The organism is Halobacteriovorax sp. RT-1-1, from assembly GCF_047085455.1.
Classification (GTDB): Bacteria; Bdellovibrionota; Bacteriovoracia; order Bacteriovoracales; family Bacteriovoracaceae; genus Halobacteriovorax_A.
In genome coordinates, this window is record NZ_JBKIXZ010000001.1 from 320,050 (window position 1) to 346,671 (window position 26,622).

32 protein-coding genes are annotated in these 26,622 nt (G+C 35.5%); 15 read left to right on the forward strand and 17 right to left on the reverse strand.

From position 1 onward, the window contains the following. Positions 1-17: 17 nt before the first annotated feature. Positions 18-1,385 (reverse strand): aminotransferase class III-fold pyridoxal phosphate-dependent enzyme, encoded by a 1,368-nt coding sequence (locus ACMAWV_RS01605; RefSeq protein ID WP_103218676.1) that lies wholly within the window; start codon positions 1,383-1,385, stop codon positions 18-20. Between the two features lie 72 nt (positions 1,386-1,457). Here ACMAWV_RS01605 and ACMAWV_RS01610 point away from each other — a divergent pair, with 72 nt between their 5' ends. Genes ACMAWV_RS01610 through ACMAWV_RS01630 form a run of 5 tightly spaced genes read left to right on the forward strand, consistent with a single transcriptional unit; the run spans position 1,458 to position 5,271 of the window. Continuing rightward, complete coding sequence (locus ACMAWV_RS01610) at positions 1,458-2,105, forward strand: tetratricopeptide repeat protein (protein ID WP_103218677.1); 648 nt, start codon at positions 1,458-1,460, stop codon at positions 2,103-2,105. A 9-nt stretch (positions 2,106-2,114) separates the two neighbouring features. Continuing rightward, on the forward strand, positions 2,115-2,714 hold the full coding sequence (locus tag ACMAWV_RS01615) for a cyclic nucleotide-binding domain-containing protein (protein ID WP_103218678.1): 600 nt from the start codon (positions 2,115-2,117) through the stop codon (positions 2,712-2,714). Continuing rightward, positions 2,707-3,738, forward strand: a complete 1,032-nt coding sequence (locus ACMAWV_RS01620; RefSeq protein ID WP_103218679.1) for an AI-2E family transporter — start codon at positions 2,707-2,709, stop codon at positions 3,736-3,738. Before ACMAWV_RS01615 ends, ACMAWV_RS01620 begins: the two co-directional genes overlap by 8 nt. 51 nt (positions 3,739-3,789) lie before the next feature. After that, complete coding sequence (gene bamD, locus ACMAWV_RS01625; protein ID WP_103218680.1) at positions 3,790-4,527, forward strand: outer membrane protein assembly factor BamD; 738 nt, start codon at positions 3,790-3,792, stop codon at positions 4,525-4,527. Positions 4,528-4,539: 12 nt separating this feature from the next. Next, entirely contained in the window at positions 4,540-5,271 is a 732-nt protein-coding gene (locus ACMAWV_RS01630; RefSeq protein ID WP_103218681.1) for a tetratricopeptide repeat protein, read from the forward strand. 79 nt (positions 5,272-5,350) lie between these two features. On the opposite strand, the gene fliW is transcribed toward ACMAWV_RS01630, so the two are convergent. From fliW to flgF, 12 genes are all read right to left on the reverse strand, one after another. Then, the gene (fliW, locus tag ACMAWV_RS01635) at positions 5,351-5,905 is read right to left on the reverse strand and encodes a flagellar assembly protein FliW (protein ID WP_103218682.1); all 555 of its coding nucleotides are present in this window, start codon (positions 5,903-5,905) and stop codon (positions 5,351-5,353) included. 77 nt (positions 5,906-5,982) lie between these two features. Continuing rightward, on the reverse strand, positions 5,983-6,216 hold the full coding sequence (gene csrA / locus ACMAWV_RS01640) for a carbon storage regulator CsrA (protein ID WP_021267493.1): 234 nt from the start codon (positions 6,214-6,216) through the stop codon (positions 5,983-5,985). 116 nt (positions 6,217-6,332) lie between these two features. Further along, entirely contained in the window at positions 6,333-7,370 is a 1,038-nt protein-coding gene (gene flgL / locus ACMAWV_RS01645; protein WP_103218683.1) for a flagellar hook-associated protein FlgL, read from the reverse strand. 16 nt (positions 7,371-7,386) lie between these two features. Further along, positions 7,387-8,853: a flagellar hook-associated protein FlgK gene (flgK, locus tag ACMAWV_RS01650; protein WP_158246917.1), complete on the reverse strand. Its 1,467-nt coding sequence runs from the start codon at positions 8,851-8,853 to the stop codon at positions 7,387-7,389. An 11-nt stretch (positions 8,854-8,864) separates the two neighbouring features. Beyond that, positions 8,865-9,368 carry a flagellar protein FlgN gene (locus ACMAWV_RS01655; RefSeq protein WP_103218685.1) on the reverse strand — a complete coding sequence of 168 codons (504 nt, stop codon included), beginning with the start codon at positions 9,366-9,368 and terminating at the stop codon, positions 8,865-8,867. Continuing rightward, entirely contained in the window at positions 9,368-9,700 is a 333-nt protein-coding gene (flgM, locus tag ACMAWV_RS01660; protein WP_103218686.1) for a flagellar biosynthesis anti-sigma factor FlgM, read from the reverse strand. The genes ACMAWV_RS01655 and flgM overlap by 1 nt, the downstream gene beginning before the upstream one ends. Then, positions 9,693-10,136: a hypothetical protein gene (locus tag ACMAWV_RS01665; protein ID WP_103218687.1), complete on the reverse strand. Its 444-nt coding sequence runs from the start codon at positions 10,134-10,136 to the stop codon at positions 9,693-9,695. The genes flgM and ACMAWV_RS01665 overlap by 8 nt, the downstream gene beginning before the upstream one ends. 129 nt (positions 10,137-10,265) lie before the next feature. After that, on the reverse strand, positions 10,266-11,270 hold the full coding sequence (locus ACMAWV_RS01670) for a flagellar basal body P-ring protein FlgI (RefSeq protein WP_103218688.1): 1,005 nt from the start codon (positions 11,268-11,270) through the stop codon (positions 10,266-10,268). Positions 11,271-11,273: 3 nt separating this feature from the next. Beyond that, on the reverse strand, positions 11,274-12,023 hold the full coding sequence (locus ACMAWV_RS01675; protein WP_412470519.1) for a flagellar basal body L-ring protein FlgH: 750 nt from the start codon (positions 12,021-12,023) through the stop codon (positions 11,274-11,276). Then, on the reverse strand, positions 12,020-12,862 hold the full coding sequence (gene flgA / locus ACMAWV_RS01680) for a flagellar basal body P-ring formation chaperone FlgA (RefSeq protein WP_103218690.1): 843 nt from the start codon (positions 12,860-12,862) through the stop codon (positions 12,020-12,022). The genes ACMAWV_RS01675 and flgA overlap by 4 nt, the downstream gene beginning before the upstream one ends. A gap of 17 nt (positions 12,863-12,879) precedes the next feature. Then, complete coding sequence (flgG, locus tag ACMAWV_RS01685) at positions 12,880-13,725, reverse strand: flagellar basal-body rod protein FlgG (RefSeq protein WP_233189729.1); 846 nt, start codon at positions 13,723-13,725, stop codon at positions 12,880-12,882. 6 nt (positions 13,726-13,731) lie between these two features. After that, the gene (gene flgF, locus ACMAWV_RS01690; protein ID WP_412470520.1) at positions 13,732-14,517 is read right to left on the reverse strand and encodes a flagellar basal-body rod protein FlgF; all 786 of its coding nucleotides are present in this window, start codon (positions 14,515-14,517) and stop codon (positions 13,732-13,734) included. A gap of 182 nt (positions 14,518-14,699) precedes the next feature. Between flgF and xseB the strand changes: the two genes are divergently transcribed. The 4 genes from xseB to ACMAWV_RS01710 all read left to right on the forward strand — a co-directional run bounded on the left by xseB (position 14,700) and on the right by ACMAWV_RS01710 (position 19,382). Further along, a complete protein-coding gene (gene xseB, locus ACMAWV_RS01695) occupies positions 14,700-14,909 on the forward strand; it encodes an exodeoxyribonuclease VII small subunit (RefSeq protein WP_199177562.1) in 210 nt (69 codons plus the stop codon). Then, positions 14,902-15,681 (forward strand): hypothetical protein, encoded by a 780-nt coding sequence (locus ACMAWV_RS01700; RefSeq protein ID WP_103218692.1) that lies wholly within the window; start codon positions 14,902-14,904, stop codon positions 15,679-15,681. Before xseB ends, ACMAWV_RS01700 begins: the two co-directional genes overlap by 8 nt. Next, the gene (locus ACMAWV_RS01705; protein ID WP_103218693.1) at positions 15,678-18,419 is read left to right on the forward strand and encodes a penicillin-binding protein 1A; all 2,742 of its coding nucleotides are present in this window, start codon (positions 15,678-15,680) and stop codon (positions 18,417-18,419) included. The genes ACMAWV_RS01700 and ACMAWV_RS01705 overlap by 4 nt, the downstream gene beginning before the upstream one ends. Positions 18,420-18,491: 72 nt before the next feature. Beyond that, positions 18,492-19,382 carry an energy transducer TonB gene (locus ACMAWV_RS01710; RefSeq protein WP_412470521.1) on the forward strand — a complete coding sequence of 297 codons (891 nt, stop codon included), beginning with the start codon at positions 18,492-18,494 and terminating at the stop codon, positions 19,380-19,382. 3 nt (positions 19,383-19,385) lie between these two features. On the opposite strand, the gene ACMAWV_RS01715 is transcribed toward ACMAWV_RS01710, so the two are convergent. The 4 genes from ACMAWV_RS01715 to ACMAWV_RS01730 form a co-directional block, all read right to left on the reverse strand. Next, on the reverse strand, positions 19,386-19,679 hold the full coding sequence (locus ACMAWV_RS01715) for a hypothetical protein (protein WP_021267699.1): 294 nt from the start codon (positions 19,677-19,679) through the stop codon (positions 19,386-19,388). A 187-nt stretch (positions 19,680-19,866) separates the two neighbouring features. Next, positions 19,867-20,247 (reverse strand): glycine cleavage system protein GcvH, encoded by a 381-nt coding sequence (gcvH, locus tag ACMAWV_RS01720; protein WP_103218695.1) that lies wholly within the window; start codon positions 20,245-20,247, stop codon positions 19,867-19,869. Continuing rightward, positions 20,247-21,317, reverse strand: a complete 1,071-nt coding sequence (gene gcvT / locus ACMAWV_RS01725; RefSeq protein WP_392994128.1) for a glycine cleavage system aminomethyltransferase GcvT — start codon at positions 21,315-21,317, stop codon at positions 20,247-20,249. Before gcvT ends, gcvH begins: the two co-directional genes overlap by 1 nt. 16 nt (positions 21,318-21,333) lie before the next feature. Next, entirely contained in the window at positions 21,334-22,197 is an 864-nt protein-coding gene (locus ACMAWV_RS01730) for a bifunctional 5,10-methylenetetrahydrofolate dehydrogenase/5,10-methenyltetrahydrofolate cyclohydrolase (protein ID WP_412470522.1), read from the reverse strand. Positions 22,198-22,260: 63 nt separating this feature from the next. Between ACMAWV_RS01730 and ACMAWV_RS01735 the strand changes: the two genes are divergently transcribed. From ACMAWV_RS01735 to ACMAWV_RS01760, 6 genes are read left to right on the forward strand one after another with little or no spacing between them, the layout of a single operon-like run. After that, positions 22,261-22,434: a hypothetical protein gene (locus ACMAWV_RS01735; protein WP_021267658.1), complete on the forward strand. Its 174-nt coding sequence runs from the start codon at positions 22,261-22,263 to the stop codon at positions 22,432-22,434. A 28-nt stretch (positions 22,435-22,462) separates the two neighbouring features. Further along, positions 22,463-23,008 carry a crossover junction endodeoxyribonuclease RuvC gene (ruvC, locus tag ACMAWV_RS01740; RefSeq protein ID WP_392994133.1) on the forward strand — a complete coding sequence of 182 codons (546 nt, stop codon included), beginning with the start codon at positions 22,463-22,465 and terminating at the stop codon, positions 23,006-23,008. Between the two features lie 5 nt (positions 23,009-23,013). Beyond that, positions 23,014-23,667: a Holliday junction branch migration protein RuvA gene (gene ruvA, locus ACMAWV_RS01745; protein ID WP_392994136.1), complete on the forward strand. Its 654-nt coding sequence runs from the start codon at positions 23,014-23,016 to the stop codon at positions 23,665-23,667. Next, entirely contained in the window at positions 23,668-24,660 is a 993-nt protein-coding gene (gene ruvB / locus ACMAWV_RS01750) for a Holliday junction branch migration DNA helicase RuvB (RefSeq protein WP_103218700.1), read from the forward strand. After that, complete coding sequence (locus ACMAWV_RS01755; protein WP_412463477.1) at positions 24,650-25,399, forward strand: hypothetical protein; 750 nt, start codon at positions 24,650-24,652, stop codon at positions 25,397-25,399. The genes ruvB and ACMAWV_RS01755 overlap by 11 nt, the downstream gene beginning before the upstream one ends. Continuing rightward, entirely contained in the window at positions 25,399-26,622 is a 1,224-nt protein-coding gene (locus tag ACMAWV_RS01760; RefSeq protein WP_412463476.1) for an amidohydrolase family protein, read from the forward strand. Before ACMAWV_RS01755 ends, ACMAWV_RS01760 begins: the two co-directional genes overlap by 1 nt.

Consider the following 26,622-nt stretch of genomic DNA (forward strand, 5'->3'; position numbering starts at 1 on the left):
AGTCTTCCTATTTATTTCTATTTAATTTGTTCAAGTATGGTTGATTCAATAATTGTAATAATGTCATCAATATGTTCATCAGTCATTGCTAGAGGCAGTAGTAAACGAACTCTAGTCGGCTCTTTTCCTGCCATAAATGCAATAATTCCGTTATCAAATAATTTTTTAACAAAGTTTGATACTGTTTCAGTTGATGAGTCACCAACTTCAAATGCGATCATTGTTCCAATACCACCAACATAAGTAATTTTATCTTGGCACGAATTTTTCATTAGGTGAGTAAGCTTAGAAATGAATTTATGTTCAAGCTCTTTAATTCTTCCATTTTCACCGTAGAAATTTCCTTCAGTTAAATATTTAATCAATCGACTTCCAGTTGAAAGCGCTGAAACCGATCCGTTAAACGTTCCAGCAATTAATCCTGGTTTAGGGTTTAGTTCTTCACTGAAAAGTACTCCACATACTTGTAGGGCCTTACCAACAGAAACAATATCAACATATTGATCTAGTCCCATTGTTTGGAAAGCAAATAGCTCGTGAGTACGCCCAAAAGTTTGAACTTCGTCGACCCAAATATAAATACCTTTCTTTTTGGCCCATTTAAAAATCTCTTCATAATATTCTTTAGGACCGAAGATAAATCCACCTTCACCCTGAATAATCTCTAACATAAGTGCACAGTGTTGATTTGGGTATTTTGTTGTTACTTCTTCAAGTGCAGCTAAAGTATTTTTTAATGATTCTTCCGGGTTGTTTTGATCAAAGTGTGGAACATGATCAACATCAAGAGATTTTGGCATACCTTGGCGGTAACTAGCATTATGAGTGATATCTTGTGTTGCTACAGAACGTCCTGCAAATGCTTTAGTAAAAGCAATTACTCTGTAAGCAGGGTCTTTCTTTTGCCAAACTAGTTTAAGAGCAAGATCGTTTGCAAAACTTCCAGAACCAGTAAACCAAAAATGCTTTAACTTACTACCTTCTACAGCTTTAAGTAGATTACTTGTTAACTCAATGGCCTGTGGATATGGTTGTAGGTTTCCACACATTACCGTGTCACCAAGAGCTGCTTCTAGGTGAGCTTTAATATAAATAGGGTGAGAGTGACCAAGAAGATTCGGTCCAATTCCACCAATTAAATCATATTTAACTGATCCATCAATAAGTTCTGAGAAAGGGCCATGTCCACGTCCAGATGAAACGTAATTAAAGTAAATACCTTTCCCTCTTTCTTGATTATATATTTTTAAAGTATCTTCAACTAAGTGCTTTTTACCTTCTTCTGGTCCACGAACTTCCATGAAGTTTTTTTGTTCTTTAAGAATTGAAGAAAATAGTTTATCAAACTGATCATTTATTTCGTTATTTCTTACGCCGTATTCCATATCCAACCTCTTTTTATGTGGTAGAATTATCACTCACTTGCAAACGCTACAAGCCAATTAGATAATAAGTTTATGTCAGATACTAGCACAGGAAATCCACTAAAAGAATTAGAAGACCTTTATAAAAATAAAGATTATGAGGGCTATAAGAATTTGTTGATTAAGAACAAAGATTTATTTGTCGACGCACAATATTTCTATAATTTGGGCACTGCATATCTCAAGTTGGAAGATATTGGCGCGGCCCGTTTAAACTTGGAAAAATCATATCAACTAGGTCAACAAGACAAACTAGTCACTAATAATATCAATTATATTAAATCGCAATATGACCTTGTGAGTCAGGATAGTAACTTCATTGCTAAAGCAATGGATATTCCTGGCACTTATTTTGTAAGTTTATCGTTGGTTCTTTTGATTGTTACTTTAATAATGAATCTTAAGACAAAGCTGCATAAGGCCATTATTTTTATCTGCTTTCTTATCGCTTTAACTCCAATAATTTTTAACAATGTGTATTTGAAAGGTAGTTATAAAAATGCCATTGTAATGAAGAACACTGATGTCTATGAAGGGCCATCTTCAATATTTGAACATAATCAAATTGCAAAGGAAGGACTTAGAGTCATCACTTCAAAGAAAAATGACAGTTGGTTTTTTATCTATTGGCCGAGCGAAGCTAAGGGCTGGGTGAAAGCTGAAAATATTGAATTCTATTAAAGGCTGGATATGACTGAAAAGTATTCAAAAGAAGATCGCATCGATATTAATCTCATTAAGTTTTTGTGGTCAATCAATCCTCTCATAAAAAGTAACAAGGTAACGATACCTTACTTATTAAGAGATACTGTTATCCTAAGAAGTCTAGGGGAGTTTGAATTATTCCAGTTGGCCAAATATTTTCACAGAAGAACATATGAAAAGGGTGAAGTTATCTTCAAGGAAGGAGACTTCGGTATAGGTTTTTATATTATTGTTTCAGGGCGAGTTGAGCTGTCAACTGAGAGAAACGGAAAGAAATTTCATGTAACAAATCTTGATCGTAAAGATTACATGGGTGAGATTGGCCTACTTGAAGATGGCCATAAGAGATCTGTTACGGCCACTGCGGTAGAACCATTAGAGCTATTAGGAATTTTTAAACCTGATGTTCAATTAATGATTTCTGAGAGACCTGCATTGTCTTCAAAATTTTTACAAGCAATGAGTGAGCTTGTTGTTAAGAAGCTTCATATCCTGGCCCGTGAGATTAGAAAACTTAAAGTTGAAAATTCTCATCTTAAAGATGAAGTTGTTAATTTAAAAGAAGAGATCGCTAAGAATGACTAGTAATGATCGCCTAAGGGCCATTATTTTTGGATTATTTGTCATCTCTTCGATGATACTTTTCTTTGTATTTCCGCGAGTCGCAACGCCACTTTTAGTTTGTTATGTACTTACCTTAATTCTAAATCCACTTCTGTTGTTTTTTGAAAGGTTTGGAATTAATCGAACTGCATCGTCAGCACTTGTTGTTATTTTACTTCTTTTTTTAACAATCTATCCAATTGTAAAGGTAACACCTTTAATGGTTAGCGAAGTTAATAATCTAGAAGTATATATTCCAAAAGTAGAAAGCTTTCTTAAGTCACTCTATTCGCAACTACAGGCATTTGTAGCGGAGCGAACAGGCTACCACTTAAGTAGTGGATATCTTCTTCAATCAATGAATTTTATAAAAGATGAATTCAGTGCTTTTGTTCTACTTGTACCGAAGTATCTAGGCTCGGCTTTAGAGTTGATTTTCATCGTTCCTTTATTTTTATTTTTCACATTGAAGGATATGAGAAATTTTAGAGAGCGTATAACAAGGCTTCTGCCAAACAAGTACTTTGAAAAACTTTATCACCTATCGTTTCAATTTAATCGCCAGATTGGTGATTATATTTTAGCAAAAGTAATTGAGGCCAGTATTCTTGGAATAATAATTTTTACGGGCCTATTTTTTCTCGATATTAGATTTTCTCTTTTATTCGGCTTACTGGCTGCGGTAACAAATATTATTCCTTATTTAGGGCCAGTATTTGGTGCTATTCCTGCATTTATTTTCATCGCAGCTGAATATGGAATGGGAACTCACTTTGGTGGAGCCCTTATCCTTTATTTAGTCGCTAATGTTATTGATATTGCGATTGTATTTCCACTTCTAGTATCGAAGATTGTAGACCTACACCCAGTACTTGTTGTTGTTAGTGTTATCCTTGGTTCACAGTTATTAGGGATCACAGGAATGATCATTTCAATACCTCTTGCGGCAGCAGTAAAATTACTTATAAATCAGATGCTTAAGGACGTATACGAAGAGCGTTATTAGCTTTGACGGGCCTTGCTAGAAAGTGCTAGAATTGCCTCTATAGGGGGCAATGTGCACAAACTCATTTCAATCATATTTATTCTACTGATGACATCATGCGCAGTTAATCGTCCGCAAGGAAGTACTGAAGCAGAGGTTCTCTACAAAGAAGCAGAGAGATTAGTAAAATCTGAACGCTATATCATGGCGCTAGAAAAACTTAATAAAATCAAATCTCAATACCCATATAGTTACTATGCAACTTCTGCAGAATTAATGCAGGCAGATATTCTTTATAAACAAGAAAATTATGAAGAAGCTGCAGCCGCTTACTTATTGTTTAAGGATTTCCATCCTAAGCACCCTAAAATGGATTATGTGACTTTCAAAATTGCCGAAGCATATTATAAGCAAAAGCCATCAACTTTTGATCGTGACCTAACTCCAGCGAAACAAGCAATTAAGTACTTCAATGAATTAAGAAGCCTATATCCACAATCCGAATATCTAAAAGATGCCAGAGAAAAGATTGATGAATGTTATAAAATGATTAAGGACAAAGAATTATATATTGCTAATTTTTATTACAAAACTAAAGACTGGCAATCGGCTTCTTTCCGTTATGAACAATTACTTGCACAGTTTAACGATGATGAAGTGAAAAGACTTGCGAGTGATCGCCTTGTCACTATTGGTCTAAAAGGTATTAGACCAGACCTATGTGAATTAGTTTTTAAAAATTATCGCTACTTATACAAAGACAAAGATCTTTCTAATTTAAAGAAAGATGTTAAAAAGTGTTTAGAATAGGGGACTTTCACCATGATGAAATCTTTTGAACAAGAAAAATTATCAAAGAAGGCAAAAGTCGCTTTTGAAAATCGTGAATATAATAAAGCGATTTCAATCTATAACGAGCTTTTAGAAATTGATGCTAAAGATGCTGATGCACTTTTTAATATCGCTAATATTTTTCACTTAACAGGTGAGATATCAAAAGCAATTAAAGCTTTTAAAAAGGTTTTAGAAGTAAGACCGGATCATACAGATGCGGCAGTAAGTTTATCAGTTCTCTACAATGATATTGGTCAATATGAAGAGGCGAGTAAGATTTTTCAGATTGCTTCTCAGAAAGTTAAAGTAAACTCGAAGAGTGCTGAACTTAACGATAATCATATCGATAGGAAATTTGCTATTAAGCACTATGAACTTGCTGATCTATATTTAACTTATAATCGCTACGATGAAGCATTATTTGAATATGGAAAGGTTCTTAAGCTCGATCCTTCAAATCTAGAAGCTAGAGTAAAGATGGCCAAGGTTTATGCGAAGAAAGGCTTCGTTAATAAATCTTTTGAAGAGCTATCAAATCTAAAGAATGAAAGACCTGACTATCTTCCAGGTAGAATTGCTCTAGGTGTTCTACACTATGGTAAAGGGGATATCCTAAGTGCGACAAGTGAATGGGAAAAGGTAATCTCTGTTGATCCTCTTAATAGTGAAGCGCAAATGTATTTAAACTTTGCAAAGAACGCAACTGAAACAACTCTTTAAAATTATCTAAAATTTAAAAATAAAAAAAGCACCATTACTGGTGCTTTTCTTTTATATGATTTCTTTTTGGGAAATTGAATTAAGCTTCTGCTGAGTGATCAACTGAAGTTTCTGTTGAAGAAGATTGCTCAACAACAGTTGGCTCAGTAGCAACACTTACATTTGTACGAACTGAATCATCAGAGTGGAAATTCATGATCGACTTTTTTAATGCATTGTACATTTCAAATTTAACTTCAAGCTTGTTGTCTTGAAGAACAATTTGACGAGCTTTATGTGAATCATTGTTAATAATGATTGGTGCCTTAAGGTTTGCAGACATTTGAGTTACATCCGTAGGAATCGTTAGGATTGTATAAACGCTTGCATTAGAAAGGTTTTCTAGTTTTAGGCTATTTAGCTCAGCCGGTAGTAGGCTTATTGAATAATCATCTTTAAAAATTTTTGGCTCAATGATTGGGAATGCTGTTGCACCGTCATCAGTTGATTGTAGCCATAGGATTAGAGTTTGATCGCCTGGATCAACAACAAAGAAATCCTTAAGGTTTTCAAAACCAAGAATACCTTCTTCGAACTTGATGATATCTTTATTGTTTACTTCTAATTCCCCAAATCGTGTTGTGCTTACTTTCACTGTCGTTCCTCCGAATTCAAGTTAAAGAACTTGATAACAGATTTTAGCAGCCGTAGGGGCAAAAGAGCAAGCGGAATTTATTTCTTGTTGCGCAGCGCATCCGTTAAGTCACTCAGACTTTCTGGGCCAGCTTGGGAAGCTTCGTAATTTTGTTCCTGGATAGCTTTATAGACTTCTTCGCGGTGAATTTTCGTTTCTTTTGGGGCCTTTATACCAAGACGAACTTGTTTGCCTTTAATTTGCACAACGACAATCTTAATATGATCGTCGATCGCTATACTTTCCCCTAGCTTCCTTGTTAAAACCAGCATTTCACATCCTCAATTTTGAACCGTCCTGATTCATCAGGTAATGGTTCATATATTATTCATAACTTTAAAAATCAAGTAAAAAATCAACTAAATAAAAAAAAAGTAGCAGCAGCGTGTTAGCGTAGAAAGTCCAATAGGTTCTTGTTTAAGAGCCCCTCGGAAGTTTTGTACGCTGTTTTTAAGATCTCTTGTTGACGCGTAATGTCTGAGAATAACTCAGTTACATCTGCATCGACGAGCTTGCTCTTTCTTTCCATATTGTCGATATTATTTGCTTCAATCGAGTTCACGTTGGCCATAACTGAACTTGCAACTGAACCTACACGTGTTCGCAATGTAACGAGACGTGTTACCGCTGTATCAAATTTTTCTAAAAGATTTTGAATTTGATCAGGGTCATTATTTTCTAGAGAGATAGCTAGAGAATCGAGTAGTCCAAAAATATTGGCCGATTCTTTATATTTTCCAGCATCTTCACTGATTGGTGCTGATGCAATCTCTCGGTTATTTTCATCGGACATAATTTCACGATTTTTACTTTTTTCTCGTGAATCTGCCATCTCGGGAAATTTCTCCAGAGGATGCTTAACTTGTGAATCTGTTTCTGATTCGGCCATAAAAACTTCCTTGCCGTGCAGGTTAACCTGAACGAAGAAGTCTTTACCCACCTCAAGAGTGATATGACCATTATCTCCCTTGTACTCACCATTTTCATTAAATGGAGTATCGAGAGTTTTAAAGCCAGAGAAAATATAGCGCTGTCCTACTCGTTTGTTAGCAATCGATAGGGCAAGGTTTCGAAGTTGGTGAACTTCGTTTGCAACATTATTTCTCACATCTTCATTATAAATATCTGAAGACTGTGCAATTGCAATCTCTTTAGCCTTTCCAAGAATATCTGTTAAGTTTTCGAGAGCTTTCTCTGTGATATTTAATTGAAGAAGTGCAAAGTCTGCATTTCTCTTAAATTGAGAATTATCTTTAGTAACACTTGAGATTTGAAGTGCTTCAATATTTGCTGCAGGATTATCTGAAGGTTTACGCATACTCTTAAGAGTCGTTCCCTTCATTTGCAGGTCTTCCATCTTAGACTTGTGCTTGTTAAGCGTATGCCTAATTGAAAGAGTCGTTGAATTTTCTGACACTCTAGTCATTTTTCAATAATCCTAATTACTGCTTAATTGATAAAACAGTATCAAACATTTCATTTGCAGTTTTCATTACTTTAGCAGCAGCTTCGTACGCGTGCTGGTACTTAATCATATTTGCCGCTTCTTCATCGATTGAAACACCACTAATTCTTTCGCGAATAGAATTAGCTTGTGCAAGAAGTCCCTCAGATTGTTCAGCATCGAGTTTTGCCTTACCAGTTTCAAGTCCGACACTACCAACAGTTTTAAGATAATCTTCTTCTAATGTTGCTGTTCCACCGGCCATTAATCTTTCGTGTTGTAGCTTAGAAATTGCAATGGCAACACGGTTATCCCCGGGGCTATTTGGTGATAGTGCCGTTGCGATATTAGATATATCTGATTTAATAGCATCACTTAAATCAATGTTAAGTGCAGCACCTTCTATTTTCATTGGTGTAGAGAAAAAATTATTACCAGTTGTTGGACCTTTATTATCCATTGCAGCTGGGTTTCCATTAGCATCTGTTTGAATTTCACGATTCACATATCCTCTTCTATGGATAGCATTAACATAATTCATGAAATCATAAGCTGTCTGATCTAGTTTTTCTTTTAATTGCTTGATGTCGTTATTACGAACTTTAATAACTGCACCTAGAGATCCACCTTGGAACTTTTCTGTGATCTGTTGACCTGAGCGGCTTTCCCAGAAGATTTCCATTGAACCATCTTGGCCATTTGTTGATTCATCTTTACCAAATACATATGTTCCAAGTTTTTGTGCTTGGGCAGCAGTAACAAGTGTACCAACCCCTGGAGATTGTACGTTATAATTTCCACGCTCATCTTGATAAGTATGAATTTTAATAATTTTCGATAGTTCTTTTACAGATACATCTCGCTGATCTCGAAGATCTCCAGTTTCATCACCCGTTGCTTCAAGTTCTCTAATTTTTCTGTTTAGAAGTGCAATCGAATCAATATGTTGATTTGCATCCTTAACAGAGATTGCAATTTTATCATCAATACTCTTAGAGATTTCATCTAGAGTCTCTGCAATTCTTCTAAAGTCTTTTACGATTAGTTGAGCTTTGTCACGTACAACGGAACGTACTGTTTCGTTTTCTGGTTGATTCGCAAGATCACGAAAAGAGTTGAAGAAATTGTTAAGGATTTGATTTAATCCTTCATTATCAATTTCGTTAAAGATATCTTCAACGCGACTCATTTGTTCAGCTCTGTTATTGTAGTACGATTCACTACTTTGACTATCTCGTAATTTTCTTTCAACGAATTTATCGTGAACACGATTAATACTTTTAATTCTTGTACCACTACCAGTAATTAAACCATCTTTGATCAGTGGCATATTTGATTGTTGGTGAACACGTTGACGAGAGTAGCCTTCTGTATTTGCATTGGAAATATTATGCGACGTCACCTCTAGTGATTTTTTAGAGGCGTTAAGTCCTGTATTCGCAATGTTTAACAGACGTGTAGACAAATAAGCTCCAATTAAGGATTTCGCTCAAGCGATCTTTGCTGAGTGATACCCTTGGCATTATATGTAGATACTGTCTTAGTACCCATTGCACTTTCTCTAATCTCGCGAAGAGAGTTTAGCGCTTTGTTAATAAATAATTGGTTCTTCTTGTTTTGAGTTTGAATTTTTTCAATGATATCAACCAAAAGACCATTGAATCGAAAAAGATGTTTTCCTTCTTTTTCAGCTTCAAACTTTGAGAAAAAATCAATTAGATCTGTAATCGAATTAATTTTTAATTCTTTATAATCCCTTTGAATATTTGCAAGAATTTGATTTCTTGCTTTTTCATTTACTTCTATTTTTGAAATGATTCCTGACTTTTCAGCAACCTTTTCTTCTAGTTCATCTATCTTGCTATCAAGTAGGAGAGCGTATTCATCACAAGTTAAGTCAAATAGCTTGTAGTGAAGTTCACACTGTGACTTCCAGATATCTGTGATTTGAAAGTAATATGTAGCTAGTTGCGTTTTCATTATACTCCGAACTCTTCCCCAAGAATTTTGTCTGCCATTTTGTCGTAATCCATTTTGTAGTTACCACCTTGGATTTGCGCTTTAAGTGCAGCAATTTTTGCAGAGTTATCAATCTCGGGAGCTGCATCAACAGCTTTCTTGATGTGAGCAAAGTCTTTTACAGCATCTGGAATAGAAACTCTGGCATCATTTCTTGTTTGGTTATCGATGTAAGCTTTTTGAGCGATCGTATTTCTTTGAACTGGAGCTTGCTTTTGGATCTCTTGCGATCTATCGGCCGTAGTCTTAGCATTTGGAAAGAAACTTGATCTCGTATTTGTTACACTACTCATACTTTACTCCAATTTGTTTTGCCTGCTTCATTGCTATTCCTTGAGAAGGTTGAGTTGGTCCCTCTTCAATGCGAATTTGGTTCTGTGCATACTTATTTTTATTGTCCAAATAATTCTGATAATTTTGTTCATTCCTCATATGCTTTGGATAAATCTCATTCAAAATCATCTTCTGTATTTGGCTGTCTTCTTTAACAAGTGCTTTAGCACGTTCACTTGTAATTAGACCGTTATAGAAATTACCTGCTGTACTTTGTACGCCACTGTTAAGTGACTTAGTCATTTCTTTAACCATTAACTCGTTAAATTGTGCTTCAAGCCCTTGGGCAGCACCTTTGATCTCTTCAGGAATATAGTTTTCAGAATTTACAGGACGAACAGAATTTTGTGCATTTCTGTTTTGAATTTGTGGTCTATGAATTTTGATTTCATTCATAATACTCATCCTGAGTTTCTGGCCGCTCAATCCTTGAAAAGCCCATTATCATTAATATTTTAACATTTTTTTTAGTTTTTTTATACCTAGCCTAAAAAAATGGTAAAAAATGCTATTTGACATTGAAAGTTAAATTAGCTCAATTTCTCCAACTAGGGCACCGTTTCTCTTAAGTGCTTGAAAAATCGAAATCAGATCTTCAGGTGTGGCCCCCAATGCATTCAAGCTTTTAACGAGATCATTTAGTGTAGTAGTCTTGTCAACTAGTCGTACATTTCCTTCACTCGTATCTTTCTTTTTGTCATTTACTTGAATATTTAAACCACCATGAGAAATTGCAACAGCTTTAACTGCAATATCTCCACCAGCTACAATTGTACCTGTTCTCTCATTGATGATAATCTTCGCAATGCGATCCGTATGAACTTTAAAGTTTTCGATGATTGCTAGAAGTTGTACAATTTTTCTTTGGTACTGTATTGGTACAATAATATCAACAGTATTTGAGTCCTTTGCTATGGCATATTTTCCACCTAGCTCTTGATTAATTGTTTTTTCAATTCTAGCAGCTGTTGTGAAGTCTGGACTTTTCAGTGCTAATCGCAGTGATTTCTTCTTATCAAAATCTAATTGTAGCTCGCGCTCAACAATTGCTCCTTGAGGAATAAGTCCTGTCGTAGCAAATTTTTTACCGTTTTCTAAACCACCAATTGAAATTGATCCATTTGCTACAGCATATACGTTTCCATCACCACCTTTAAGAGGAGTGATAAGAAGTGTTCCACCTGCTAATGAAGAAGCATCACCAATAGATGAAACTTTAACATCCATTTTTTGACCAACTCTACTAAAAGACGGAAGTTCAGCTGTAACAATTACGGCAGCTACATTCTTTGAACTAATTTCATTTTGTGGGTTAAGTCCAAGCTTTTGGAACATACGCTTTAGAGATGTATTAGTTACTTCACCACCACCATCACCAGTTCCATTTAATCCTACGACTAAACCGTAGCCAACGATCGGATTGTTTCTTACGCCTTTAACATCGACAAGATCTTTTAAACGGCTCATTTTGGCTTCAATATGTGTTCCAAAAGATAGAAGAATAAGACCAAAGATTAACTTTTTAAACATCAATTACCTCAATACCGTTACAGAGCTTTCTAAGAATTTTGTTGAATCAATTGTGTCGTCTTCATTAATATCTTTACGCGATATTAATGCTTGTAACTCAACAAGGTGTTTACGATTTTTAAATAAAACATTTTTTTGACCGCGAACAAGTAAGTGGTCACGGCTAATCTCTTCGACAATTACTCCTGAGATTTTGTCGTGAACTTTGTTAGATGCACTCATGTCTTCGCCCTCTTCAGCAGTTGTGTTAGCTTGGGCCTGACCTGGTGTTGTAGCCTGTGTTGTACTTTCTGGAGTTTGTCCACCAAGAGAAGGTACTGGAGGGAAAGCTCTTTTAAGTTCCATCGTGATGTCATTTTTAAGACGAGTTTGCACATTTACTAAAATAATATCACCATTTCTCTTCCACTTGTTTTTAGTAAATAGATAGTTCTCATTTCCGTTTCCGGCCCAAAGGCTACCGGTGTTTCCTTGATCATGGAAGCTATTAGCGGTTACTCTTTTTGGTTGTGCTGCTATTTGATTGTTGCTGTACTTTCTTTGTACCTGAGGTGTCATATTTGGCGTATTTGAAGAAGTCTTCCTTCTGTCAGGGTAAGAGTTTCGATATTGGTCAAATGTATTATCAACATTTGCTCTTTTTTGTTCAAGCTCTCTTTGGTTAACCCCGTCAAGCTCGTTGTACATTTTGTTAATGTAGTTAGCACAAGATGTTGTTAATAGTGCTAATGTTAAAAATAAAATTTTTCTCATAAATCTACCTTCACTTCATTGAGTCCAATTACTTTCGCTGTGAATACTTTATTTGTTTTTATGTTTTTCACTTTGATAAAATCTTGTAGCTTGCCTGTTGACATTGGAAGAGCTTGTCCTGTCAGTTTGATACCATTGGTGTTAAGTATGACTTTCACTGGAACGCCAAAAGAGACTAGGTTAATAGGGGATAAGTCTCTCTTATTAATTGTTTCACCCGGAGAGATAATTTTATTAGATTTATAAAATGCTATCTCTTCTAAGTTTTTGAATACAGCTTTTTCATCTGTTGTATAAATTGTCTTCTCTTCAACATTATTTGTGTTGATTGATTTAAAGTTAAGACCAATTTCATTTTTTGCAACAATAGCTTTAATAGGCTTTTGAACAATTATTTCAAACCACTTAGCTACGCCATCAACAGATACTTTAAGTTTATTATGACCAAGCTTGTTACACTCATTGCACATGAGCTCAATTGTTGTAAGGTTATCTGTTTGAAGAGTTTTAATAGGAGATCGTGATTTGAAATTAACTTTCCAATCGTCTTGAATTGTAAACTGAGTTTTTACAATATCTTCCAAATCGATAATGACGGAATCTTTTGTCAGTAGATTTATGTCATTCTGCTTTAGGTCTCTGCTGTGATTCAAATAGAAGTTTCCACGTGCAGAGATAAGCATTTCGTTTAAGATCTCTAGTTGAGAACGGTTACAATTTTGTGATTCATATGGAATCTCAGAGTTTTCGACACGATAATTCTTTTGTGCCAGAGAAATCTCGCAAGAGTTCGCATAAGAAAAGCTTGTTATAAATGTTAGAAGAATTAGTTTAAACACTCTCTCTCAACTTCCTATTATCTTGTAATATTGTTTACTGTTTGTAGCATTTGATCTGCTACTCCCATTACTTTTGAGTTCATTTCATATGCCCTTTGGGCCTTGATAAGATCTGTCATTTCATTCATAAGACTAACATTTGCCATTTCAAGTGCACCTTGTTGCATTGAACCTGCATTATTTGTTCCTGCAATTCCTTGAATTGGTTGTCCACTTGCTGTTGTTTGACGATAGAAGTTCCCACCATCATTGTGTAGGCCTGGGTTATTTACAAATGTGAATACTGGAATTTGACCAACAACTTGTGGTTCAACTTGACCATTGAAGTATGCTTCAACGTTTCCATCGTTTCCGATACTTACAGATGCTACACCTGGTGGAAATGTAATTCCTGGAAATACTTGGTAACCCTGTTTAGAAACAAGTTGTCCTTGTGCATTTACATTGAATGCACCATCTCTTGTATAAACAATTTGTCCATTTGGTTTAATGATTCCAAAGAAGCCATCACCATTGATCATTAGATCAAATGGGTTATTTGTGATTTTTGGTGCACCGGCCGAAAATACTTTTCGGACACCACTAATTTTCGATCCTGAACCTACTTGTACACCTACTGTGTAATTTGAGTTTGCATCCGAACGTGATCCAGCTTCTGTAATTGTTTCATACATAAGATCTTCAGATTCAGCTCTTTGCTTCTTGTACCCAATTGTATTTAAGTTAGCGACGTTGTTAGAGATTGTGTTAACGTGCATCTCCTGAGTGGCCATCCCTGTTGCTGCAATATTAAGGGCCTTCATCATTCCAAATGAATAACGGGCCATGAGTAAGAATGTAATAAAAAGAACAATATTTTTCATACTACCTCAAAATTTGATCATTTCATTAACTGACTTAGAGCTAATTTGATCATAAGTTTTAATTGCTTTTTGTATTGATTCAAAATGACGGTGAGCTTTAATTAGCTCAGACATCTCAGACACGGCATTTACATTTGATTGTTCAATAAAGCCTTGGTGGACTGATGTATTAATCTGTTCTTTCAGATTACCTTCATTATTATTGATATAAAGTGAATTGCCTTCTTTTCTTAGTGCATGCATATCATTGAATTCAGAAATATTTAGTGAACCAACTTGATTGTTATTAGCGTAGACTGCACCATCTAGAGCAAATGTAATATTTCTCGTTCCAGGTGGAACTGATATTGGTTGGTTATCTTCTCTGTTTAAAACAGGATAGCCTTGCTGTGTTGTGATAACACCATCTTGACGTAGAGAAAGAGTTCCGCGCCTTGTGTAGCGCACACCTTTAGGTGTTTCAATGGCGAGAAATCCATTTCCACGAAGTCCAATATCTAACGGATTGCTAGTAGGAGATAATGTACCTTGCGTAAAATTTGTGAATGATCCATCTACCTTAACCATGGCATGCTCTGCTCCATAGCTTCGATAGAAGTCTTCAGGGGCCCATTCCTTATTAGGTAAATCAATATCTTCAACACCTTTATCTAGTGCTGTTAAGTATTCTTTGAAAGCGAGTTGATCTTTTTTAAATCCAGGCGTGTTTGCGTTTGCAACATTATTGGCAATTGTATCAACTTTCTGTTGTTGTGCGATTGCACCGGATAGCGGTACCCATAATTCTTTCATCTGCCCTCCTGGCAAATTCTTCTTTAACTATACCAATCGGGGTGCCAAATTACCTACATAGGTAAAAATGACCCATGATGTAAGTAGTGATTATCACACCTTTTTATTTAAAGAATATGCAAAGTATGGGAATATTAGTTCACATTGGAATTATTAATGTTGAATTTATGACACGGTGAGATATGGCCAAGAAAATTGATATTGAACAAAATTTAAAGAGATTAGAAGAACTAGTTCACGGACTTGAGTCAGGAGAACTTACTCTAGACGATAGTTTAAAAAACTTTGAAGAAGGGGTTAAGCTATATACTGATAGTAAGGGCTACTTAGAAAAAGTTGAAAAGAAAGTTCTAGAATTAACAGATAAGTTAGAAGAAAAAGAAATTGAATAAGCTAAATTTCATTCTTATATTTTTTGTTTTTGTCTTCTTAAGTAATACTTGCCAAAAACAACCTGAAGAAGAACAAAGAGTGGTCACAATCTCAGTCGATGCAGAGGAAACAAATATAATTCCTTCTGTCGATGAGCAGTCATCTTATACTGAGTATGGGCCTGGTCAGGTCAATCCAAATACACAAGCGTTACAAACTTCTGAAAAAATCAATACAGTAGGAATCATTATTGGTGCAAGTTCAGATTTTGATACTGATGTTATGGACTATGTTTCATGCCTGCTTAAAAATGATGTGAAAATTAATTTTGTTGCTGGTATTGGTAGTTCTTCGGCAATAGCAGCAATGTTAGCTCAAACAAAGAAGCCTGAACTTGTTAAGTGGAAGTTCTTTAGATTGAAAGAACGTACGAATGCACAAGAAATTGTAGAAAATTTAGAGCTAGATGCTAGGACAATAAAGAAGTCTAGTATCGCCTACTACTTAACAACAGTAGGAGTGAACGGTAATATCACTTTTATGACGAAGGGTAATATTGTCGAAGGCTTAAAAAATAATATTGAAAATAATAAGAAAATACTGGCCGCTCAAATTGAAATAACAAATGAAGATATCGCTCGTTTAATTGCCCAGAGAGTGTTCGTGTTTTCATATGAGAAAAACTTATCGGTTTCGAAAAATCAGATAAATGGTAAAATGATTCAAATCAATATGCCTAAGCAAAATTTTAGCTTAATGAAGAAGTGTGAAATTATAAAAGAGAATTTATGAAACATTTAAAAAGATTATTAGTATTAATGTCCTTCTTGGTTTTATTTGGAGGATTATTTGTTTTTTCAATACTAGTATACTTTTCTTTTACGTTACCAAAAATTAGTAGTCTTGCAGATTATAATCCACCAATCAAATCGAAAATTCTTTCAAAAGATGGTGTTGTTTTATATGACATTGGAAAAGAGAATAGAGAAGTCGTTGAGTTTAATGAGATACCTCCACGAATTGTTGATTCCTTCTTATCTGCGGAAGATTCAAATTTCTACAATCATGATGGTGTTGATTACTTTGGAGTACTAAGGGCTCTAGTCGCCAACTTGAAAGCGGGGCGTGTTGTTCAGGGTGGTTCAACAATTACGCAACAGGTAGCTAAGTCACTATTACTTTCATCAGAAAGATCAATTACAAGAAAGATTAAAGACTTTCTTTTAGCTCAAAAAATTGAAAAGAGATTTAATAAGGAAGAGATTTTATTTCTTTATCTAAACCAAGTTTATCTTGGTGGTGGATACTATGGAGTAAAGTCTGCATTTCGTGGCTACTTTAATAAGGAATTAAATGAAGCAACTGTTGCTGAGTCAGCACTAATTGCAGGACTACTTGTTGCTCCTGGTAAGTATTCTCCTTATCGTAATCCACAACATGCAAAAACGAGACAGGCATATGTTCTTGGCCGTATGTTTGCGAATAAGAAAATTACTAAAGAAGAATATCAAGCTGCCCTAAAAGAAAAAATCAAGTATCAGCTTAGAAAGAATAGTCCATTCCTTGCGGGATATTTCACTGACTGGGTACGTAGACAGGCAATTGATATTGTTGGAGAAGAGAAGTTTTTAACTGAAGGCTTCACTGTTCAGACAACTCTTAATTACGACCTTCAAAAGACTGCTGAAGAAAATATCAAGATCGGTGCAGAAGAAATTGATAAACGCCAAGGTTTCCAAGGACCAATCGGTCATATCGAACTAGAAGAACTTGATAAGTATATTGAAGAGTTTCGAGTTGAGCTTTACAAAGATAAGTCTAATTATTTTACACTTTCTGAAAATAATGAAAGGGAATATGAACTGCAATTAAAAGAAGATGAACTCGCAGTACTTAAGGAGTTCACACAAGAGCATATGTCAAAGCTCTACTCTTCGAGATTCTATCCTGGTTATAATGCTGATGATCAGTTATTAGGTCAACTTGAAAAGGATAAGTTGTATAAAGCAGTAGTGCTTCGTCTTGATGGCCGTATGAGAAATATTATTATTTCTGTAGGTGGTATTACTGGAGTAATCCCTTATGAATCATTTCGTTGGGCACACGAAAGAAAATATACGGATGCACGTAAGTATTTCCCATATATAAAGAACCCTAATGATATTTTAAAGAAAGGCGATATTATTCATGTAAAGATTAAAGATTTCAGCACGAAGTTTTCAGAACATGTCTATTCACAATATGCCAATACTTATAAAAAGCTAAAAGATTATAAAACATTAGAAGAGCAAATGTATTTAGAGTGTACGCTTGAGCAAGAACCTAAAGTTCAAGCTGCTTTAATGAGTTTGAACCCATTTACTGGTGAAGTGATTTCAATGGTTGGTGGTGTTGATTTCGATAAAAGTGAATTTAACCGTGCACTACAATCTAAGCGTCAACCTGGTTCTGCCTTTAAACCGCTTCTGTTTGCCGCTGCTTTAGAAAATGGTTATCAACCCAATACAATCATTCTTGATACTCCAGAAGCACTTGGAGGAGCTAATCAGGCCCTTAATTGGAAACCAAGAAATTATGATGGTAAATTTAAAGGTCCAATGACTTTTAGAGAATCACTTGAATACAGTCGAAATATTCCAACAATTAAGATTGCTCTTGATCTTGGAATGGATAAGATTTTTAACTATCTAGATCGAATCAATTTTCATGCAGATATGCCAAATGATATGTCGATTTCTCTTGGCTCTTTTGGTGTAACGTTACTAGAAATGATTCGTGCATACTCTATCTTCCCTAATGGAGGAAAAAAGGTTCTGCCGAAATCAATTATTTCAATTACAGACAGAAATGGAAAAGAGTATTACTTCCAAGATGACTTTGCGACTCAGTCAAAACTTGAGCTAGAAAAATTAGCTAAAGAGTCAAAGAATCTAAATCAAACTGAAAATGTACGTGAGAAAGAAGGTGATTCTCATAATGAGTTTGAAAAAGAAGCAGTCAATCCGTATTTATTAAATTTAGATGAAGAACAGGTATACGATCCAAGATTAGCATTTATTATGACTAACCTTTTAAAGGGTGTTGTTCATAATGGTACAGGACGAGGCGCTCTAAGTGTAAGTCAATTCTTAGGTGGTAAAACAGGTACAACAAGTAGTTATGTGGACGCTTGGTTCTTAGGATTTTCTCAAAATATCGTAACAGGTGTTTGGACGGGGATGGATGATAACCAAACTATGGGATGGCCGGAAACAGGAACAAGAGCTTCGATGCCAATTTGGAAATCATATATGCAACGTTCTATTCAGATCTACGGTGAAAGAGACTTCCAAATGCCTCCAGGAATTGTGAATGTTTCGATCGATAAGAAGACAGGTGAGTTAGCAAATGGCTCTGGATCAAAGTTTTTGGAAAGTTTTGTTGAAGGAACTGAACCTGGCTCTAATTCTAAGAATAACTTCTTTAAAAAAGAGGAAAATAGTCAAGAAACAGGTGCAATTCTTGAAGATGACGATTTCTTTAACAATTAATCAAAATATGTAGTAAATTTTTCGATATTTTCTCCGAGAAGGCTAAAGAATACTTAGTTTCTCGGAGACACTTTGGAATTAGTTCATAAAAATCACAAGACATATATATATCTAGCAATAGCTCTATCGCTAGTTGTACATATCTCTTTGATGCCTTCAAAGCTAACTTCAATTTCTTTGTCATTAACTAAACCACAAGAAGAAAAAGAACCTGAGCGAATCCGTCTAAGACTTAATAGAGATAAGCCTCGTCAGATCGTGACAGCGGCCAAGACAAATCAAGAACTCGCAGATGATGCAAAATACTTGAGTGAAACAAATAATAAAGTCGATCGTGAAACGAAGGCCATGGAAGTTGCTGCATTTAACATCGGTGGTGTCGGTAACTCAAAAATTGATCAAAAGAAACAGGGTTCAAAGACAAAGAAGAAAGAGCAACGTAAAATGACAAAGTCAAAATCTGGTCGAATCAGTTTTGAAGACTTTGCAGTTGCACAAAATTCTCCCCTCCAAAAGGATCAAAACCTAGTTAAAGGTACTAAGACAGGTAGCAAGAACCACAGAGGTATTGCTAGTTCAAATGATCACCTTGAAGATGTTAAATTAGGTGATTTTACTAAACTAAATACAGTTGAATATAAATACTACGGTTTCTACTTCAGAATTAAGCAACAGTTAGAGCAACATTGGGGCGCTACTCTGCGAGAAAAGATGGAGTCCTTATATCGTCAAAATCGTCGTGGACCAGCTGGTGAAAAATTTCTCACAAATGTACGTGTCGTTTTAGATAATGACGGTAAGATTATTAACGTTATTGTAAATGGTACTTCTGGAGTTAAAGAATTAGATGACGCCGCTGTAGAAGCTTTCAATAAAGCCGGGCCATTTCCTAACCCACCATCTGGTTTAGTTAAAAATGGTCACGCAAATATTGATTGGGGTTTTGCAGTTACAAAGAACTAAGTCTTAGTGCTTTGTATTTCCTTTAAGCATCTTCTTAATGTTGTTAATACCTTCCATGAGAACGTAGTCAGTCCAAACCTGATCTAATTCTTTAATCGTTTCAACGATTTTAATAGCGGCTTGATCGTATGAGATACGATCTGTCTCTGCTAGTTGTTGAATGGCATTTGAGATTGCAGCAATAGCAGACGAATTACAAGCTTGGTTTAATCTATCCTCATAAGTAGTATCGATCTTTTTCTCTTTACCCTTGATGATTGCAGTATTGATTAGCTGAATAGATTCTTGATTATGCATTTAATACCTGTCTCTATTTAATGATGAACATTGGAGATTGCGAGTATGAAGCCTTCGTAGGACTTCGTAAAGGAAAAAGTTGGTCAATTGAAAATATTTTTAAGATATAAATTTGTAAGTTACTGAAATAAAAAAATGCCCTCATTTCGAGGGCATATGTAAGAATTTGAAATAGATTTTATTTTGTTTATTCTTGACAAAGGCTTTCGTATTCTTCGTTAGAAAGTAACTCAGAAAGCTCTTCTTGATCTGTAATTTTAACTTTTATCATCCAAGATTCATATGGTTCAGAGTTTAAATTATCTGGTGAATCTGGTAGTTCTTCATTGATTTCAGTGATAACACCTGAAACCGGAATATAAAGATCACTTGCCGATTTAATTGATTCAACAACACCAAAAGTGTCGTCTTTTGAGAACTCTTGACCTACTTCTGGTAGCTCAACAAAAACAATATCACCTAAAGAGTTTTGAGCGAAATCTGTAATACCTACAGTTACGATATCACCTTCAATCTTTGCCCATTCGTGCTCTTTTGTATATTTAAGATCAGTTGGAATATTAGTCATTATTTGTGCCCTCCGGTAACAAATGGTTTTGTATGATAGTTTGAATCTATTACATTCTTTCGAATTTGTATTCTAAATTTCTTATTTTCAGGAAATAAATCACGCTTAACTAGCCCTAGGCAAATCCCTTGAGAGTTAGTTACTGACATCGTACCACTTGTTACTTTACCGATAACTTGATCTTGGTCATTTAGAATCTCGTAACCTTCTCTTGGAATACCTTTATCAATAGAAAGTTTAACTAGTCTATAGTTTGCAGCGGCTTCTAACAGTGCTTCTTTTCCAATAAATTTTTCTTTATTTAGTTTAACAGTCCACTTTAGAGCAGCATCGAGTGGAGTTAATTCGTCATTGAGCTCATGGCCATATAGTGGATAACAAACTTCAAGTCTAAGAACATCACGTGATGCTAGGCCACAAGGTGTAACTTGTGCACTTAAAAGATCCGACCATAGTTTCTGTATTGTTTCATGTGAACCAAATACTTCGAATCCATCTTCACCTGTGTATCCTGTTCTTGCCATGATTACTGCAGCACCATTCCAATTACTTTCATAAGCAGAGTAGTAAGCAGCATTTTTAACTGAATCAAAACCTAGTTTAGAAAGTACTTCTTCAGTTTTAGGACCTTGAATCGCAAGAAGAGAATAGTCATCAGACTGATTCGTTAGTTCAATATCAAAACCTTCAGTTTTCGAAGATATCCAATTCCAATCTTTTTCAATATTGGCCGCATTTACACAAATTAAAACTTTTTGTTCTTCAAGTTTATATGCAATAAGGTCATCAATTACTGTTCCATTCTCACGGCATAGTGGCGAGTAAACAGCTTTTCCTGTTTCCGCATTAGTAAAATCGTTAGTGATAACATAGTCAACGAAGGCTACAGCATCTGGACCAGTTACAAAGAATTCACCCATATGTGAAACATCGAAAACACCGATGTTGCTTCTTACCGCTTCAACTTCTGCTTTTACTCCAGCGTACTGAATAGGCATTTCATAACCTGCAAAGTCTGCCATTTTTGCCTTAAGGTCGCGATGCGCCTGTGTAAGTGATGTTTGTTTCATAAATTTCCTTAGGTTTTTATTTTTTAGCTGCGCTAATTAAATTTTGAGAGACACTGAAGATTGTCATTGGGCCAATTCCTTTAGGAACTGGAGTAATTGCCGCAAGTTGATCTTTTATATTGTCAAAGTCGCAGTCACCGCAAAGTTTGCCATCAATACTTCGATTAATACCGACATCGAAGACAACTTGTGTCTGATCATTCCTGAAATATTCTTTAGTAAGGAGCTTTGGTGAGCCAATTGCTGTCACAATAATATCGGCTGACTGAGTTAGCTCTTTTAAGTTTTGAGTTTTAGAGTGTGCAAGTGTAACAGTTGCATTTAAATTTGTTAGGAGAAGTGAAAGTGGTTTCCCAACGATAAGACTTCTACCAACGATGACAACATTCTTTCCTGTAAAATCAATTCCGTAGTACTTGGCCATTGTAACAATACCCTTTGGCGTACAAGGAATCATTGATGTTTCACCAAGTTGCCCACGGTAAAGCTTAGCAACATTTTCGTAGTGAAAACCATCAACATCTTTATGAGGAACAACAAGGTCTGTTGTATCTACTTGAGAGAGTGATTTTGGTAATGGAAGTTGTATAAGGATCCCGTGAACTGATGGATCTTTATTAAATTGATTTACGATTTTGAGGAATTCTTCCTCACTAATCGAATCTTCTAGATTAACGATTTCGCAACTTGCACCAATTTTTTCTGCAAACTTCTTCTTACTATTTGTATAAATAACGCTTGCTGGATTATTACCTACAAGAATTACTTTTAAACAAGGTGTCGTACCCAAACTTTTTAGGGAGCCACATTCTTTTTTAAGAAGTTCAACCTGCCTTTCTATGACGGGTTGCGCATATAGTAATTTTGTCTCATTTTGCATTATCACATATTATCTTTATAGCTTGGTATTGGCAATTTCAGAATTAAGTCGTATTCAATTGATATGTTTTTTTGGTTAGGATTAGCACTACAATTAATCGGTTTCGCATCAGTTGGGCTTTGTCTTTTTGTTGGTTTACAAAAAGGTGACTATGAAATGCTTGAGCTCTACCAATTTATTGGTGGATCTGCAGTTTTTTATATTGGCCACATGATAAAAGGCGTAGATCGCTCGTAAATTCGAATTTTTCGTTTATACTAAATCTATGTATATTCTAGGAATTGACCCGGGATCTCGTACCACTGGATGGGCGGTTATCGAAGTTGAAGGTCGAAAATTTAAATATGTCGATTCGGGTGTTTTAAAATTTGATAAGATACCGGAGTTTCTTGATCGTTTAGCAACGATTTCTTCTTCAATTAAAGATATTGTCTCAATGTATAAACCTGATGAAATTTCAGTTGAGGCTTTGATTTACGTAAAAAGTATTCCCGCATTATCAAAACTTGCTCAAGCGAGGGGAGCACTAATTGCAGGTTTATCTGATAAGTATCAAGGTAAAATCACAGAGTATTCACCGAACTTAATAAAATCTAGTGTTACTGGACATGGTCTTGCTTCAAAAGAAAGTGTTGATCGATCTCTAAATATGATTTTTGGTAAGCTAGATTTCAAGTCACATGATGAGTCGGATGCCCTTGCTATAGCGCTTTGTCACGCGTTGAATCGTGGACAAAGGGCAAAAATAAAGGGAAAATCGTCTCATACTCGTACAAAAGCACGTACATTAAAAGAAGTATTTTCTAAGTAGGTTATATGATTGGTCTATTACAAGGCGAAGTTGTTTTCAGCGATGGAAACGAATTAATTCTTTTTACTCCTTCTGGGGTAGGTCACCAAATTTATTTTCAACATGTTTTACCAGAGGGCTCAGTTGCTGCAATCTTCATCTCACATATAGTGAAAGAGGCAAGTGAAGAACTTTTTGGTTTCCGATCTTTGAGAGAGAAGAAAACATTTGAATTACTTTTAAGTGTAAAAGGTGTTGGTCCTAAAGGAGCATTTGCTCTTGTGACAAGTATTGGTGTGGATAACATAATTGATGCCATTACTTTTGATAATAAGAAAACACTACAAAAGGCACCTGGTGTAGGAGCGAAAGCTGCTTCACAGATCATTCTTGATTTAAGTGGAAAAGCACAAAAAATAAAAATGTATTCTAAGGCTTCTGCTTCTGCGAATCAGACAGCACAATCAATCTCTCAAGCACCTCTAAATCTTGAGCTATTTGAAGAGAGTGTATCAGAAGTTGTTAATCATGATTCAGCACTAATGAATGATGCAATCATGGCTTGTAAAGAACTTGGTTTTACTGAAGATAAAGTGATGCCACTTGCAAAAAGAATTTTAGATGAAAACCAAATTACAAGGGCCGAACAATTAGTTCACCTTGTTTTAAAAGAGGTGTAAATGTCTGAAGGACGTTTTTTTGATCCAACACTTGATGAAGAAGAAACAAGAAAAGAAATTGTTTTAAGGCCGAAAGATTTTTCTGAATATATAGGTCAGAAAAAAATCGTACAAAATATTGATGTGATGGTTACTTCCGCTGTTAAAAGAAAACAGTCTATGGACCATGCACTACTTTCAGGTCCTCCTGGACTAGGAAAGACATCTCTTGCCATGATTATTGCTAATGCGCTCGGAAGCCAGCTTCATGTTATATCGGGACCGGCCATTGAGAAGAAGGGTGATCTTGCGGCGATTCTTACAAATTTAGAGCCTCGTGATGTTCTTTTTATCGATGAAATTCATCGCATGCATATTTCTGTTGAAGAAATTCTTTATTCAGCAATGGAAGATTATCGCCTCGATATTGTTATTGGTGATGGTGCCGCTGCAAGAACTATGCAAATTGAAATTGCTCCATTTACATTAATTGGGGCCACGACAAGATCAGGTTTATTATCAAATCCTCTTCGTGATCGTTTTATGGCACATTTTCATTTTGATTTTTATAAAGCTGATGAACTAGCAAAAATTATTTCTAATAACGCTAAGAAAATCGGAATTCAAATAGACGAAGATGCAGAGCACTTAATGGCAAGATGTGCTCGAGGTACTCCAAGAATCGCTAATCGTGTTCTTCGTCGCGTGCGTGACTTCGCTATTGTTCGTGATTCTTCTCACGTTAATATTAATGATGTGAAAAAATCTCTAGAAATGATGGAAATTGATGAACACGGGTTGGATCGTATGGATAGACGCATCCTTTCTGTTATTCAACAGTATTATGGGGGAGGTCCTGTAGGTATAGAAGCACTTTGTGCAACTCTTGCTGAAGACCGCTCTACGATTGAAGATGTTTATGAACCCTTTCTTTTAAAAGAAGGTTTTTTAATACGTACGCCAAGAGGTCGTGAGATCTCACAAATTGCAAAAGAGTTAATTAATGAAGAATAAGTTTTTATTTCTGTGTTTATGTCTTATTACGTTTAACATTCAAGCAACATATGATTTATCCGCATCAGCTGGGTATCGTTCTTATATCCTAGGAGCAGCGGCGAGAGTTGATGCTGGAGTCAGTCAGGAGATGTGGCGATATAACGAACAAATTTATGGCTTCATTCGTGAGTCTGCTTATTTCAATACAAGTGGTTCGATCAATTCCGTTGGTGGCCGTATCGATTTTTTTCCAGTTTCAATTTTAGGCTTCACTGCCGGAACTGAACAAGTTTGGCGTTCATCGAAGGAGCTTTCAACTTTTGATTGTGAAACACAGATATGTGATGCAGACGGTACACGTTCGTATTTAAGAATAGAAAATGTTCTAGCTTATAAAAAGTTTGTCACAATAAACGATTATCAGAGAGAGTTTTTTAAGTACAGCGGCTACTCAGGACTTGTTGTAAATGCTCTTCATTCAATGGAAATAGATACGAATGATATTGTGAATGTTATGAGAAATATCATCGCTTACCAGTATAGCGATACATATACATTTGGAGTTCTTCACTTTCGTTCTTGGTCAGAAAAAAGTAAGCAAGATACTGCTTATGTTGGAATGTTAAATCAGTTTAAAAAAGATAAGTGGACTTACGATACTATCTTAGGGGTAAATCACGACCGTGATGATCATGATCACTTCAGTGTGCTTCTACAAGTTAAATACGACTATAAAAAAGGTCTAAGGTTATTTTAATGAAAAATTTATTATTTATTACTCTCGCAATGCTATTGTCATCGTGTTCTCTCCTCTATGGAAAACTTGGTGGCGATTTTGATTACAAACCAAATGAATATGAAAAACTTCCTAAACATGTAAAAGACTTTGTTGAAAAGTCTTACGATGGAATTGATCTAAAGAAATTAAGAGATACTCACTTACATATCGTGGGTCTTGGGAATAGTGGAAGTGGTATTTGGGTAAACCCAGATATGCAAGATTGGTATAATCACTTATCAAAATATAATCGTTTTAATGTTTATATTTCCGCTTCTGGAGTTGATGATAAGTCACAAGCAGATGAGCAATATGTGGCCCGTCTCGTTGAACTGATGACTTACCAGCCACACTTTATTCCAGCCTATGCACTTGCTTTTGATTATCATTATAAGTTAGATGGTACAAAAGATCTTACGCATTCAGAATTTCATGTGCCTAATGAATATATTTGGAAGTTATCACAAGAACATCCTGTGAATTTTAAAATGGTTGCTTCAGTACATCCTTACCGTAAAGATGCAATTCAAGAATTAGAAAAATGGGCCGCTCGTGGAGTGAAGTTTGTAAAATGGCTACCAAATGCAATGGGTATCGATCCTGCAAATAAAAAAGTTATTCCATTTTATAAAGCGCTTAAGAAATATAATATGACTCTTATTACACATGCCGGTGAAGAGAAAGCTGTAGAGGGTGATAAGTTTCAAGAGTTAGGAAATCCACTTCGCCTACGTCATGCACTTGATCTTGGTGTTGATGTAATTATCTCTCACGCCGCTTCACGTGGAAAATGTGAGGATCTAGATAATGGTGGAGTACAAGCAGAGTGTTCTGATTTATTTTGGAGACTTTTCAAAGAAAAGAAATATGAGAAAAACCTCTTCACAGATCTATCGGCACTTATCATTTATGAAAGACTTAGTGAGCCTCTAATTGAAATGATTGAAAATAAACAATTTCACTCACGTGTAATGTATGGATCAGATTATCCTCTTCCTGCAATTAACTGGATTTACCGTACGACTGATCTTGTAGAGAAAGGATTTATTACAGAGGAAGAAAGAGAGATCTTAAATGAGATCTACTCAATCAATCCACTTCTTTTTCACTTCGTAGCACTGAGAACTGTTAGGCACCCAAAGACTGGTGAGAAACTCACTAACGAAGCCTTTGAGATGCCAGCTCGACTTCTTAAAAAATAA

Coding starts and splice junctions, on each gene's coding strand:
- ACMAWV_RS01605 (WP_103218676.1), bottom strand. CDS start 1,385: ATGGAATACGGCGTAAGAAATAACGAAATAAATGATCAGTTTGATAAA.
- ACMAWV_RS01610 (WP_103218677.1), top strand. CDS start 1,458: ATGTCAGATACTAGCACAGGAAATCCACTAAAAGAATTAGAAGACCTT.
- ACMAWV_RS01615 (WP_103218678.1), top strand. CDS start 2,115: ATGACTGAAAAGTATTCAAAAGAAGATCGCATCGATATTAATCTCATT.
- ACMAWV_RS01620 (WP_103218679.1), top strand. CDS start 2,707: ATGACTAGTAATGATCGCCTAAGGGCCATTATTTTTGGATTATTTGTC.
- ACMAWV_RS01630 (WP_103218681.1), top strand. CDS start 4,540: ATGATGAAATCTTTTGAACAAGAAAAATTATCAAAGAAGGCAAAAGTC.
- csrA (WP_021267493.1), bottom strand. CDS start 6,216: ATGCTGGTTTTAACAAGGAAGCTAGGGGAAAGTATAGCGATCGACGAT.
- flgL (WP_103218683.1), bottom strand. CDS start 7,370: ATGACTAGAGTGTCAGAAAATTCAACGACTCTTTCAATTAGGCATACG.
- ACMAWV_RS01655 (WP_103218685.1), bottom strand. CDS start 9,368: ATGAAAACGCAACTAGCTACATATTACTTTCAAATCACAGATATCTGG.
- flgM (WP_103218686.1), bottom strand. CDS start 9,700: ATGAGTAGTGTAACAAATACGAGATCAAGTTTCTTTCCAAATGCTAAG.
- ACMAWV_RS01665 (WP_103218687.1), bottom strand. CDS start 10,136: ATGAATGAAATCAAAATTCATAGACCACAAATTCAAAACAGAAATGCA.
- ACMAWV_RS01670 (WP_103218688.1), bottom strand. CDS start 11,270: ATGTTTAAAAAGTTAATCTTTGGTCTTATTCTTCTATCTTTTGGAACA.
- ACMAWV_RS01675 (WP_412470519.1), bottom strand. CDS start 12,023: ATGAGAAAAATTTTATTTTTAACATTAGCACTATTAACAACATCTTGT.
- flgG (WP_233189729.1), bottom strand. CDS start 13,725: ATGAAAAATATTGTTCTTTTTATTACATTCTTACTCATGGCCCGTTAT.
- flgF (WP_412470520.1), bottom strand. CDS start 14,517: ATGAAAGAATTATGGGTACCGCTATCCGGTGCAATCGCACAACAACAG.
- xseB (WP_199177562.1), top strand. CDS start 14,700: ATGGCCAAGAAAATTGATATTGAACAAAATTTAAAGAGATTAGAAGAA.
- ACMAWV_RS01705 (WP_103218693.1), top strand. CDS start 15,678: ATGAAACATTTAAAAAGATTATTAGTATTAATGTCCTTCTTGGTTTTA.
- ACMAWV_RS01715 (WP_021267699.1), bottom strand. CDS start 19,679: ATGCATAATCAAGAATCTATTCAGCTAATCAATACTGCAATCATCAAG.
- gcvH (WP_103218695.1), bottom strand. CDS start 20,247: ATGACTAATATTCCAACTGATCTTAAATATACAAAAGAGCACGAATGG.
- gcvT (WP_392994128.1), bottom strand. CDS start 21,317: ATGAAACAAACATCACTTACACAGGCGCATCGCGACCTTAAGGCAAAA.
- ACMAWV_RS01730 (WP_412470522.1), bottom strand. CDS start 22,197: ATGCAAAATGAGACAAAATTACTATATGCGCAACCCGTCATAGAAAGG.
- ACMAWV_RS01735 (WP_021267658.1), top strand. CDS start 22,261: ATGTTTTTTTGGTTAGGATTAGCACTACAATTAATCGGTTTCGCATCA.
- ruvC (WP_392994133.1), top strand. CDS start 22,463: ATGTATATTCTAGGAATTGACCCGGGATCTCGTACCACTGGATGGGCG.
- ruvA (WP_392994136.1), top strand. CDS start 23,014: ATGATTGGTCTATTACAAGGCGAAGTTGTTTTCAGCGATGGAAACGAA.
- ruvB (WP_103218700.1), top strand. CDS start 23,668: ATGTCTGAAGGACGTTTTTTTGATCCAACACTTGATGAAGAAGAAACA.
- ACMAWV_RS01755 (WP_412463477.1), top strand. CDS start 24,650: ATGAAGAATAAGTTTTTATTTCTGTGTTTATGTCTTATTACGTTTAAC.
- ACMAWV_RS01760 (WP_412463476.1), top strand. CDS start 25,399: ATGAAAAATTTATTATTTATTACTCTCGCAATGCTATTGTCATCGTGT.